The 11,639-nt window shown below is 65.2% G+C and carries 15 protein-coding genes; 13 read left to right on the top strand and 2 right to left on the bottom strand.

From position 1 onward, the window contains the following. The first annotated feature begins 260 nt into the window (after window positions 1-260). The 12 genes from soxY to G015_RS0101450 all read left to right on the top strand — a co-directional run bounded on the left by soxY (window position 261) and on the right by G015_RS0101450 (window position 8,776). Window positions 261-734, top strand: a complete 474-nt coding sequence (gene soxY / locus G015_RS0101505) for a thiosulfate oxidation carrier protein SoxY (RefSeq protein ID WP_012981538.1) — start codon at window positions 261-263, stop codon at window positions 732-734. A 46-nt stretch (window positions 735-780) separates the two neighbouring features. After that, window positions 781-1,065 carry a thiosulfate oxidation carrier complex protein SoxZ gene (soxZ, locus tag G015_RS13590; RefSeq protein WP_012981539.1) on the top strand — a complete coding sequence of 95 codons (285 nt, stop codon included), beginning with the start codon at window positions 781-783 and terminating at the stop codon, window positions 1,063-1,065. A 150-nt stretch (window positions 1,066-1,215) separates the two neighbouring features. Then, window positions 1,216-1,809, top strand: coding sequence for an imidazoleglycerol-phosphate dehydratase HisB (hisB, locus tag G015_RS0101495; RefSeq protein ID WP_012981540.1), 594 nt, complete (start codon window positions 1,216-1,218; stop codon window positions 1,807-1,809). Between the two features lie 26 nt (window positions 1,810-1,835). Next, window positions 1,836-2,492: an imidazole glycerol phosphate synthase subunit HisH gene (hisH, locus tag G015_RS0101490; protein WP_012981541.1), complete on the top strand. Its 657-nt coding sequence runs from the start codon at window positions 1,836-1,838 to the stop codon at window positions 2,490-2,492. Window positions 2,493-2,502: 10 nt separating this feature from the next. After that, the gene (hisA, locus tag G015_RS0101485; RefSeq protein WP_012981542.1) at window positions 2,503-3,234 is read left to right on the top strand and encodes a 1-(5-phosphoribosyl)-5-[(5-phosphoribosylamino)methylideneamino]imidazole-4-carboxamide isomerase; all 732 of its coding nucleotides are present in this window, start codon (window positions 2,503-2,505) and stop codon (window positions 3,232-3,234) included. A gap of 1 nt (window position 3,235) precedes the next feature. Further along, complete coding sequence (hisF, locus tag G015_RS0101480; RefSeq protein WP_012981543.1) at window positions 3,236-4,027, top strand: imidazole glycerol phosphate synthase subunit HisF; 792 nt, start codon at window positions 3,236-3,238, stop codon at window positions 4,025-4,027. Then, a complete protein-coding gene (locus G015_RS0101475) occupies window positions 4,027-4,404 on the top strand; it encodes a phosphoribosyl-ATP diphosphatase (protein WP_012981544.1) in 378 nt (125 codons plus the stop codon). Before hisF ends, G015_RS0101475 begins: the two co-directional genes overlap by 1 nt. Before the next feature lie 73 nt (window positions 4,405-4,477). Then, complete coding sequence (gene tatA / locus G015_RS0101470) at window positions 4,478-4,780, top strand: twin-arginine translocase TatA/TatE family subunit (protein WP_012981545.1); 303 nt, start codon at window positions 4,478-4,480, stop codon at window positions 4,778-4,780. A 44-nt stretch (window positions 4,781-4,824) separates the two neighbouring features. Then, window positions 4,825-5,529, top strand: coding sequence for a Sec-independent protein translocase protein TatB (gene tatB / locus G015_RS0101465; protein WP_012981546.1), 705 nt, complete (start codon window positions 4,825-4,827; stop codon window positions 5,527-5,529). Beyond that, entirely contained in the window at window positions 5,526-6,722 is a 1,197-nt protein-coding gene (tatC, locus tag G015_RS0101460; protein ID WP_012981547.1) for a twin-arginine translocase subunit TatC, read from the top strand. The genes tatB and tatC overlap by 4 nt, the downstream gene beginning before the upstream one ends. Before the next feature lie 138 nt (window positions 6,723-6,860). After that, window positions 6,861-8,411 carry a 2,3-bisphosphoglycerate-independent phosphoglycerate mutase gene (gene gpmI / locus G015_RS0101455; protein ID WP_012981548.1) on the top strand — a complete coding sequence of 517 codons (1,551 nt, stop codon included), beginning with the start codon at window positions 6,861-6,863 and terminating at the stop codon, window positions 8,409-8,411. 8 nt (window positions 8,412-8,419) lie between these two features. Further along, the gene (locus G015_RS0101450; protein ID WP_012981549.1) at window positions 8,420-8,776 is read left to right on the top strand and encodes a cupin domain-containing protein; all 357 of its coding nucleotides are present in this window, start codon (window positions 8,420-8,422) and stop codon (window positions 8,774-8,776) included. Window positions 8,777-8,792: 16 nt separating this feature from the next. Here G015_RS0101450 and G015_RS0101445 read toward each other — a convergent pair whose 3' ends face one another. Together G015_RS0101445 and G015_RS0101440 are read right to left on the bottom strand one after the other, a co-directional pair. Next, complete coding sequence (locus G015_RS0101445) at window positions 8,793-10,481, bottom strand: serine/threonine-protein kinase (RefSeq protein WP_012981550.1); 1,689 nt, start codon at window positions 10,479-10,481, stop codon at window positions 8,793-8,795. 14 nt (window positions 10,482-10,495) lie between these two features. After that, a complete protein-coding gene (locus G015_RS0101440; protein ID WP_012981551.1) occupies window positions 10,496-11,029 on the bottom strand; it encodes an FHA domain-containing protein in 534 nt (177 codons plus the stop codon). 131 nt (window positions 11,030-11,160) lie between these two features. Here G015_RS0101440 and G015_RS0101435 point away from each other — a divergent pair, with 131 nt between their 5' ends. Further along, on the top strand, window positions 11,161-11,541 hold the full coding sequence (locus G015_RS0101435; protein ID WP_012981552.1) for a DUF5362 family protein: 381 nt from the start codon (window positions 11,161-11,163) through the stop codon (window positions 11,539-11,541). The last annotated feature ends 98 nt before the right edge of the window (window positions 11,542-11,639 follow it).

Here is an 11,639-nt window from a genome sequence, read left to right as displayed (position 1 = left end):
GCGCTGGCTTCAGGTCCATCCGTTGTCATTCACCCGATTTTGAACCCTTGGTGATCTGTTCATCATCGATTCAGCGAACTTTGGGAGGATGAACCTGCCAGACCAGCAGAAGACCACTGAAGCTGGTCAGCGATGGAGCCCGACCCCAAGGAATAGATCCCCGGGGGTCGCCGTCCAAAGCAACAGGCGTAAACGCGGGCAACCGCTAAAACGCCGCCGGATAACCCGGAACTGACCCAAAAAGATGAGAGGAGATCTCCATGATTAGCACCAAGCGTCGTGTCTTCCTGAAAGGCACTCTCGCCGCCGGCACCGTCGGCGTGGCCGTTGGGGCTGGCCTGCTGGCTCCGAGCAAGCTGCTGGCCGCCTGGCCGTCCTCCACGTTCGAGGCCGAGGGCCTGGACGCCGCGATGGAAGCTGCGCTCGGCTCCACCGACATCCCGGATAGCGACGACATCGATCTGAGCGCCCCGGAAATCGCCGAGAACGGCGCCGTGGTCCCGGTTTCGATCGAAACCAGCCTGGACGACGTCACCGAGATCGCCCTGTTCGCCGAGGAAAACGACTTCGCCGCGACCGCCCACTACATCCTGGCCTCCGGCACCAAGCCGAAAGTGTCCAGCCGCATCCGTCTGGGTGAGTCCTCGAACGTCGTGGCCGCCGTGAAGTCTGGCGACAGCTGGTACAAGACGGTCCGCGAAGTGAAGGTCACGGTCGGTGGCTGCGGCGGTTAAGCCGCGCGCCCCAATCGCTGATCGAACCCTATTGGAGGAATAAGATATGTCTATTCGAGTTCGCGCCCAAGAAAGCAACGGCGTTGTTAACGTCCGCGCTCTGATGAGCCACGACATGCTGGTCCCGGATGATGATGGTGGTCCGCACTTCATCGAAACCGTGGAAATCAAGCGTAACGGCGAAGACGCCATTACCGCCTACTGGAACTTCACTGTCTCTCGTAACCCGTTCCTGCAGGTCGAGTTCGACGGTTCCGCCGGCGACACCGTGTCCGTCTCCTGGACGGACAACAAGGGCGAATCCGATTCGACCGAAGTCGAAGTCGGCTAAGGAAGCCTCGCTTCCTGACGTCCAGCCGGGGCCCTCGGGTCCCGGCTTTTTTTTGCCAATTGCATGGCAGGCGAGTGCCCCGATCCGGTGTGCGTACCGGGCCGTGGCCAGCCTTGCTACACTGAGCCTTTGTCGTCTTGAATCGGAATCATGACTGAACGTACTGCTAGCATCCGCCGCGACACCCTCGAGACCCAGATCACCGTCGAGCTCAACCTTGATGGCAAGGGCACAAGCCAGCTGGAGACCGGTGTCCCGTTCCTCGATCACATGCTCGACCAGGTGGCCCGCCACGGCATGGTCGATCTCTCGGTGCGTGCGCAGGGCGACCTGCATATCGACGCGCATCACACGGTCGAGGATGTCGGCATCACGCTCGGGCAGGCGCTGGCCAAGGCCTTGGGGGACAAGAAGGGCATCCGCCGCTACGGCCATGCCTACGTCCCGCTGGACGAGGCCCTGGCGCGGGTAGTGATCGATTTTTCAGGGCGCCCGGGGCTGGAGATGCACGCGGACTTTCGGCGTTCGCACATCGGCGAGTTCGATGTGGATCTCTTTCACGAGTTCTTCCAGGGGCTGGTCAACCATGCCTGGATGACCCTGCACATCGACAGCCTTCGCGGAGACAACGCGCACCACGTGGCCGAGACCATCTTCAAGGCCTTTGGACGCGCGCTGCGCATGGCGGCCGAGGCCGACCCGCGCGCGGAGGGGATTACCCCGTCGACCAAGGGCAGCCTTTAAGGAAGAACGCAAGGGATTTCCCGGCCATGGAAACAGTTGCCGTCATTGACTACGGCATGGGTAACCTGCACTCGGTGGTTCGCGCGCTCGAACACGAGTCCGGTGCCGATCAGCGCATCCTGCTGACGGACGATCCCGACACCCTGCGTGAGGCCGATCGCCTGGTCTTTCCGGGGCAGGGGGCGGCCGGTGATGCGATGCGCGCGCTGGCCTCGCGGGGGCTCGATCGCCTGTTGCCCGAGCTGACTGCGGATCGGCCCTTCCTTGGCCTGTGCCTGGGGCAGCAGATCCTGATGCAGCACAGCGAAGAGAGCGGCGGGGTCGATCTTCTGGGCATACTGCCGGGGCGGGTCGCACGTTTCCCGGAATGCGATGGCCCGGACGGCCGGCGCCTGAAGATCCCGCACATGGGGTGGAACCGGGTCCTGCCGACGGGCGAGCACCCCCTGTGGCACGGCCTGCCCGAGACGCCGTGGTTCTATTTTGTACACAGCTATCGCGTGTTGCCGGAGAATGAGACGGATATCGCCGGGCGCACCGATTATGGCGAGACCTTTGCCTCGGCACTGGCGCGCGGCTCGCTGTTCACCATGCAGTGCCACCCGGAGAAGAGCGCCGCCTGCGGGCTGCGCCTGTTGCATAACTTTCTGCGCTGGGACGGTGAGGGTCCCGGGGCTGCGTGAGGAGTCCAAGATGCTGGTCATTCCTGCAATTGATCTGAAGGAAGGCAAATGCGTGCGCCTGCGCCAGGGCAAGATGGAGGATTCCACCGTGTTCGGCGAAGACCCGGTGGAGATGGCGAAGCGCTGGGTGGATGCCGGGGCGGAGCGCCTGCACATCGTCGACCTGGATGGCGCCTTCGCGGGCCATCCGCGTAATGCCGAGGCCGTGCATGCGATCGCCGAGGCCTTCCCCGACCTGCCGATCCAGATCGGCGGCGGGATTCGCGACGAGGACACCGTGCAGGCCTATCTGGATGCCGGGGTGGAGTTCGTGATCATTGGCACCCGCGCGGTGAGCGCGCCGCACTTCGTCAATGACCTGTGCCTGGAGTTTCCCGGGCGCATCATCGTCGGGCTGGACGCGAAGGACGGCAAGCTGGCGGTGGATGGCTGGTCGAAGCTGTCGCACCACGATGTGATTGATCTGGCCCAGCATTTCGAGGCCGATGGTGTGGTGGCCTTCGTCTATACCGATATCGCCCGCGACGGGATGATGAAGGGCCCCAATGTCGAGGCCACCGCCCGCCTGGCCAGCAACGTGCGCGTGCCGGTGATCGCCTCTGGCGGGATCAGCTCGCTGGATGACCTGCGCCAGCTCGCCGAGAACGAGGAAGAGGGCATCACGGGGGCCATCGTCGGACGCGCGCTGTACGAGGGCGCGTTCACGCTCGAAGAGGCGCGCAAGGCGGCGTCCGGGGGCTGAGATGCTGGCCAAGCGCATCATCCCCTGCCTGGATGTCGATGCCGGCCGCGTCGTCAAGGGCGTGAACTTTGTCGGCATCCGCGATGCCGGCGACCCGGTGGAGATCGCGCGGCGCTACAACGCGCAGGGCGCGGACGAGATCACCTTTCTCGATATCACGGCCTCCAGTGATGATCGCGACACCATCCTGCATGTGGTCGAGGAGGTCGCGCGCGAGGTCTTTATCCCGCTGACCGTGGGTGGCGGCGTGCGGGCGGTGGAGGATATCCGCCGCCTGCTGAATGCCGGGGCCGACAAGGTCTCGATCAATACCGCCGCCGTGCACCGCCCGGAGCTGGTGCGCGAGGCGGCCGACTGGGTCGGCAGCCAGTGCATCGTGGTGGCGATCGACGCCAAGCGCGTCAGCGCGGAAGGCGAGTCCCCTCGCTGGGAGGTGTTCACCCACGGTGGGCGCCGCGAGACCGATCTGGAAGTCGTCGAGTGGGCGCAGCGGATGGAGTCCCTCGGGGCCGGCGAGATCCTGCTGACCAGCATGGATCGTGATGGCACCCGGATCGGGTTCGATCTGGAACTGACCCGGGCGGTCAGCGATGCGGTGGGTATCCCGGTCATTGCCTCCGGCGGCGTGGGCGAGTTGCAGCACCTGGTCGAGGGCGTGACCGAAGGCCATGCCGACGCAGTGCTGGCGGCCAGCATCTTCCATTTCGGTCAGCACACGGTGGGCGAGGCCAAGGACGCGATGGCCGCGGCAGGTGTGCCCGTACGGCCGAACGACGCTGGGGTGGCCGCCTGATGGCCGGGCGTGCGTCAGATGCCCGGGCGGGTGCCGAACTCCTGAGCGCGCTGGCCGAGGTGATCGAACAGCGGCGCCAGGCCGACCCGGAGCAGTCCTACGTGGCGAAGCTGCACGCCCGGGGGCTCGACGAAATGCTGAAGAAGCTCGGCGAGGAGTCGGCGGAGACCATTATCGCCGGCAAGAACGACGACAGCGACGCGCTGGTGTCGGAGATGGCGGACCTGTGGTTTCATAGCCTGATTGTGCTCGCGGCCCGGGGCCGCCACCCCGACGACGTCCTCGACGAGCTGGCTCGGCGCTTCGGGTTGTCCGGTATCGCGGAAAAGGCCGCGCGCCGGGCCAGTGGGCAGCGCTCTGATAAAAACGATAAATAAAACGCTGCGTATTGATTATGGGCCTGGCGCCGTTCAGGCTTATCCCAAAGTTGAATGATCTTGGAGAGAGTCCATGGGTATTGGTGGCATCAGCATCTGGCAACTTCTTATTATCCTGCTCATCGTCGTGCTGCTGTTCGGCACGAAGAAACTGCGCAACATGGGCGGTGACGTCGGCTCCGCGCTGAAGAACTTCCGTCAGGCGGTCAAGGACCCGGACGGCCAGAACAAGCAGGATGACAACGCGGAAGGCCAGGATGGCGAGACCCCTGAGGTCGAGGACCAGACCGGCGACAAGGGGCGTGTGGTCGACGGCGAGGTGAAGAACAGCTCGGAGCAGGAAACCGAGACCTCGCAGTCGGACAAGAAATCCTGATCCGCGCCCCGCGCGGAACGGCCGGACTCGGGCGGCGCTAGCGCATGTTCGACATCGGTTTCTGGGAGATCATCATCATCGTGCTGGTCGCGCTCCTGGTCGTCGGACCGGAGCGGCTGCCCGGCCTTGCGCGCGAGATCGGCCGCTGGGTGGGCAAGACCCGGCGTTTCGTGCACAGCGTGCGTTCGGATTTCGAGCAGGAACTACAGACCGACGAGCTGCGCAAGATGCTCCAGAGCCAGGAGCGCGAGATCCGTCAGCTCAAGGGCACCATGGAGGAGACCGAGAAGGATCTCCGCGAGGACATCGAGGAAACCGAAAAGGATCTGCGCGAGGACATCGAGGGGAAGCCCGCCGCCCGCAAGGGCCTGACGCAGGACCACCTGAAGGCCCTGGACGACAAGCGCGCTGCAACGGATAAACAGACGAAGAAGCCGGCCGTGCGTGAGCGCCGCCCGGCGGATGCGGACGACGCCCAGGACGAGGCCGATCCCGAGCAGGCTGAAGTGCGTCGGGTGCCGACCCGCTCGGGTATAGACGGCAACCTGATGACCGACGACCCGGCGCTGGAAGCCGAACGCAAGGCACGCGCTGGAGAGGCGGATCGACCCAAGCGCAAGAAGCCGGCTGTGCGCCCGCGTCGCACCGCGAAGTCGGATACCCCCGAGTCCGTGGACCGCCAGGATGCCGCCCCGGACCAGTCAAGCGACTCCACTCACGACGACCAGGCCCCCGACAAGCACTCATGAGCAAGACCAAGCCGGAGGTCGAACCGAGTCCGGAGGCCACCGAAACCCTGCTCACGCACCTGATCGAGCTGCGTGATCGTGTCCTCAGGATGTTCATCGCCATTCTGGTGGTGTTCCTGGTGCTGTTCCCGTTCGCCAACCCGATATACACGTGGCTGGCGGATCCGCTGATGCAGCACCTGCCGGAAGGCACCAGCATGATCGCGATCGACGTCGCCGCGCCGTTCCTGATCCCGTTCAAGCTGGTCCTGCTGTTGGCGGTGGTGATCAGCATCCCGTACCTGCTCTATCAGGTCTGGTCGTTTGTTGCGCCGGGGCTGTACAGCCACGAAAAGAACATGGCCCTTCCGCTGGTGGCCTCGTCCACCATCCTGTTCTACCTCGGGATGGCCTTCGCGTATTTCGTGGTTTTTCCGCTGATCTTCGCCTTCTTCACCGCGACCGCCCCCGAGGGGGTCTCGGTGATGACCGACATCTCGCGCTATCTCTCGTTCGTGATCATGCTGTTCATCGCGTTCGGCATCGCATTCGAGGTGCCGGTGGCGACGATTCTTCTGGTCTCGCTGGGGGCGACCACACCCGACAAGCTGGCCAAGAAGCGCCCCTACGTGATCGTGGGGGTGTTCCTGATCGGCATGGTGCTCACGCCGCCGGATATCATCTCGCAGACGCTGCTGGCCTTGCCGATGTGGCTGCTGTTCGAGATTGGCCTGATCCTCTCGCGCATCATGGAGCGCAAGAAGGCCGAGAAGCGTCGCGCGCAAGGGGGCGATGAGCCCGATGACCTGAGCGATGACTCCGGCGATGGGCCCGACGACCCGGACGGTGGGCCTGGTGGTGGCGGCAAGGGTGCGTCTGGCACCTCTAGCCGCAAGGCCGCAGCCGCCACGGCCACGGCTGGAGCGGCCAGCTCCAGCTCCAGCGCCGGGGCTCGGGAGACCCCGGCCTCCGCGCGCGCGGGCTACACCCCGATGACCGACGAGGAGATGGATGCCGAACTCGACCGCATCGAGGCGGAACAGGCCGAGCTCCAGCGCCAGAAAGAGGCGCGCAAGTCCTCGGAATCGCAGACGGACGAAACTCCAGGCACCGATCTGTCGCAAGATGACACGCCTCAGGAACCTGCCCGTGACGATGCCCGGGCCGACGAGGGGCCCTCGCAGGAAGACTATGACGAGGGGCGTTTTCGCTAGGAAACATTGATCGGTGTTTCCCGGTAGACGCTGACTGTTTCACACGCCAGCGTCTACTGGATCCCCGCGGTGTCCATCTGCGCATTGGAACTTGCTAAAATGCCCGGATAACCCATTGACCCAGGTAATGAACCCGCGATGGCCGACCCGCGTCCGACCCCCCGCCGCCCCGTCCTGCTGATCGTTATGGACGGGGTCGGAGTAAACCCCTCCAAGGTGAACAACGCCTACGCCGAGGCCAACACGCCGCGCCTTGACGAGTACCTGTCTACCCATGCGCATACCACGCTGGATGCCTGTGGCCGCGCCGTTGGCCTGCCGGATGGCCAGATGGGCAACTCCGAGGTGGGCCATTTGACCCTGGGTGCGGGGACCGTGATCAACCAGGATCTGGTGCGCATCGACGACTCCATCGCCGATGGCAGTTTTTACGAGAACGACGCCCTGGTCAGTGCCGCCCGCGCGGCCGCGAATAATGACCTGCCGCTGCACCTGATTGGCCTGGTGTCCGATGGTGGCGTTCATTCGCATATCCGCCACCTGCGCGCGCTGGTCGAGATCTGCCAGCGCGAAGGCGCCCGGCCGATGGTGCACATGATCACCGACGGTCGCGACACGGCCCCGCGTTCCGCGCTCAACTACCTCGACCCGCTGGAAGAGGAGCTGGCCAGCGCCGGCGGCGCCATTGCCACGGTATGCGGTCGTTATTACGCCATGGATCGCGACAAGCGCTGGAGCCGCACCGAAAAGGCCTTCCGCGCGATTGCCTACGCCGAGGGCGAGCCCGCACGGTCGGCGCGCGAGGCCATCGAGGCCGCCTACGCCGCCGGCGAGGACGACGAGTTCATCAATCCCCGCATCATCAACGGCGGTGCCCCGCTCGGGCAGGACGCGGTCTGCGTGCTGTTCAACTTCCGCAACGACCGGCCGCGTCAACTGACGGCCGCGCTGGGTCTGGACGACTTCGACGGCTTTGACCGTGGTGAATTCCGCCCGGTGGCCGAGACCTGTCTGACCGAGTACGACCCGCGCTTCCTGTCGCCGATCGCCTTCCCGCCCGAGCGCCCCTCGACCACCCTGGGGAGCACGATCGCCTCTGCCGGTATCCCGCAGTTCCACTGCGCGGAGACCGAGAAGTACGCCCACGTCACCTTTTTCTTCAATGGCGGGAAGGAAGAGCCCTACGCCGGAGAACAGCGCGTGATGGTGCCCTCGCCGCCAGTGGATACCTACGACGAACAGCCGGAGATGAGCGCGGTTGAGGTGGCCGACGAGACCATCAAAGCCATGGAAGGCGGGCGCTACGGGTTCATCCTGGTGAACTTTGCCAATGGCGACATGGTGGGCCACACGGCCAAGCGCGAGGCCCTGCTCCAGGCGGTCGAGGTGCTGGATCGCGAGGTCGGACGCGTGCTGGATGCCGCGAAGGATGCGGGTTATTCCGTGATCGTGACCGCTGACCACGGCAACTGCGACGAGTACATCGACCCGGTGACCGGCGACCCGCACACCCAGCACACGATCTACCCGGTGATGTGCATGATTACCGACTCGCAGCGCTGGCGTCTGCGTACCGGCGGCGGTCTGGCCGATGTGGCCCCGACGGTGCTGGAATTGATGGGGGTACCCAAGCCCGCCGCAATGGGTGGCTGCAGCCTGTTGCTCGAGGAAGTCCCCGAGCCGGCATGAGGCCGATCATGTATACGCGCTACGACGACATCCCGGCCTATGACACCAAGGACGGCTCCGAAATCCGCGAGCTGATGCACCCGGATTCCCATGGCAATGCGGCCCAGAGCCTCGCCGAGGCAGTGGTCGCCCCGGGTGCGACCACGCACCTGCATCGCCATGCGCAGACCGAGGAGCTCTACCACATCACCCGCGGACGCGGAGAGATGCGGCTCGGGGAGGAGACCTTCGAGGTGACGGTCGGGGATACCGTCTGCATCCACCCCGGCACCCCGCATAACATCCGCAATACCGGGACCGAGCCGCTGCATATCCTGTGTAGTTGCGCGCCACCCTATTCGCACGGCGACACCGAGCTCTTGTAGCCGGGGCTCGGCTTGCTCAGGCGGGGGGCGTCCGTTCCGGGCGGTCCGCCTCCGTATCCTCCTCCAGTATCAGCGTCCGCTCGCTGTCGGATTCCGCTTGCGGGGCTTGCTGTTGGGGTGCCGGGCGCTGCTTCATGCGCGCCTCCAGCGAGTCCGCCATCGCGTTGTAGGCGGCATATACCCGTTCAAAATCATCGCGTCGCCGGGCGCGGATGCGCGTGTCCAGCCGGCCTTGTCCGATCTGATCGAGGGCCCCGCGCAGAGTGTCCAGTGGCGCCTGCAGCCGTCGTGCGAGTACGTAAGCACCCAGCGAAACGGCGAGCAACGTCACCAACGCGAGCAGCGTCAGGGCCAGCAGTGTGGTCTGATTGGCGGCACGCAGCGAGCGGGTCGAGAGGCCCACCTGCAGCCGCCCGATCTCGATCTCCTGAAAGCGCACGGGTGCCTCGAACAGGAACATCTCGCGCCCGTCCGGGTCCTCCAGAGACCAGATCGCCTGGCCCCCGCGACGGGTCAGCAGGTGCTCCTCCGGGGGCGATTCAAATGGGCTGCCAAGCGATGCGCGATCGCTGCTCGCCACCACGCGCCCCTGGTGGTCCGCCACGCTCAATAGCGCGATCTCGCGATTGTCCTGCATGTCCTGCAGCCGCCCCTGTACGGCGATGGTGTCCTCCAGCAGCAGGTCCTCCGCGCTCTCCACCGAGATGATCTGCGCCAGCGTGGACCCGTAGTCGAAGGCCAGGTCCGTGATCACCTCGTTCTGTTTTTTCTGCACCAGGGCGCCGGCGGCTGCCAGCGTGATGGCCACGGTCGCTCCGAGGATTGCCGGCCAGCGCCACCGCAGCGGGATGATCCGCCGTCCGGCGCCGGCGCGTTCGCGTTCCATGCGCTCTTCGTCGATCCGTTGCAGCTCTACTAGCAGCTCTCCGGCTGACTGGTAGCGCTGGTCCGGTTGTTTCTCCAGCAGCCGTTCGACCAGCTCGATCAGCTCCGGGGGGCAATCCCGGACGATCGGGCGCAAGGGCGGTGGCGGGTCGCGCACCACTCGGGTCAGCAGCCCTTCGACCTCGTGTCCGCGAAAGGGTGTCGAGCCGGTGAGCAGTTCATACAGGACGACCCCCACCGAGTAGAGGTCCGCGCGGGCGTCGGTGGACAGGCCACGAATCTGTTCCGGAGCCATGTAGTGGGGCGAGCCGGCGACGTAGCCATCCGAATCGGCCCGCCAGGCAGGATCATTCAGGGTCTGGGCGATGCCGAAGTCCATCACCTTGATGTTCACCGTGGCGCTGGTGACGATGATGTTCTCCGGCTTGATATCGCGATGCACCACACCATTGCGGTGGGCGTAATCGAGCGCCTCGGTCAGCTGGATCGCGATCTTGAGTACGTTGCGCAATAGCAGCGGGCGGAACTGCTCGGCGAAGGCGGCGAGCGTAATCCCGTCCAGCAGTTCCATCGCGATAAACGGGCGGTCCCCGGATTCGCCGACGTCGAAGATCGTCACGATCCCCGGGTGGGTCAGTGTGCCGGCTGCGCGCGCCTCCACCAGAAACCGGCGGCGATACTCGGGCCGGCGTGCGTAGTCATCCTGCAGGCACTTGATCGCAAGTTCGCGGCGAATCTCCGGGTCGAAGCCGCGATAGATTACGGCCATCGCCCCGCGACCGATCTCCTCGCCTACGCCATAGCGACCGATGCGCTGCACGCCGGACGGCTCGTTCAGGTGTTTTCGAGCAGGATGCGCGCGACCGCGGCGAGCACCAGAATCGCCACTGCCACGCCGATCCAGCGCCAGGAGGACCGCCGGACGCCACCGACGGGCACGGCCTCGGAGCCGTCATCCCGGCGCCGGAAGATGAACTCCGCGCGCCCGAAACGGACATGGTCGCCGTCATTCAGCGTGGCCTCGTGCACCTTGCGCTCGTTCACCCAGGTGCCGTTCGTCGAGAGAAGGTTGACCACGCGGCAGGCCCCGCCGTCGTTGACCAGCCAGGCGTGTTGCGACGAGACACTGCCTTCCTGCAGCACGATGTCATTGTCGCCCTGTCGGCCGACGGACTGCTTGCCGGGTTTGAGGGTCAGGCGTTGCTGGCGGAAGGGTTCGGCGACGCCCACCAGGACGGGGTGTCCACCGGGGGGCGTTCGCGACTGCTCTGCGGTGGCTTCCGTCTCGGGCAAAGTCGCGCCCTGGAACAGCATGGTCCCTTGCGGCCCACTACGCTCGCGTTCACTGTCTCGTCCCTGATCGCTCATGCGGCCTCCATTGCGCAGCTGCGGTGTACCGCCCGAGTATGCCTTTCGCCCCAATGGCGAACAATGCACGGTGCCCCGGTCAGGCTGCTATGCTCGGAACCGTTCCCAACCCAACGGACAGGAGTATTCGCATGGAAGCAGAATCGACAGGCAACCCGCAGCTTCGCGAACTGATCGAACCACTGGTGCGCGGCAAGTTCTGGATGCAGCTGATCGGTATCATGCTGGTCATCTCGGGCGTGCTCACTGCCCTGTCCATTGTCGGCATCCTGATTGCCTGGATCCCGATCTGGGCCGGGGTGGTGCTGATGCAGGCGGCGGGCGCCTCGCAGCGCGCCTTCGACAGCGCCGACCCGCTGGAGATCAAGTACGCGCTGAGCCGACTGCGCATCTACTTCACCATCTTCGGCGTGCTGCTGCTGATCTACCTGGCCCTGATGATCGTCGGCATGCTGTTCGGCATTGGCGCTGGCATGATGGGCCTCGGCGCCATGGGCGAACACATGCAGTAACCGCAGGGCCATCTCCCGCCCGGAACGGCTTCCGCAAGCCGGGGTCATAACGGCCGACCCTGGCAAGCAAGGAACAGGATCTTGGATATAGCAAGGCG

The sequence above is a fragment of the Thioalkalivibrio sp. ALJ15 genome, from assembly GCF_000383695.1.
Taxonomy (GTDB): Bacteria; Pseudomonadota; Gammaproteobacteria; order Ectothiorhodospirales; family Ectothiorhodospiraceae; genus Thioalkalivibrio.
This window is presented reverse-complemented; position numbering and strand designations above follow the sequence as displayed.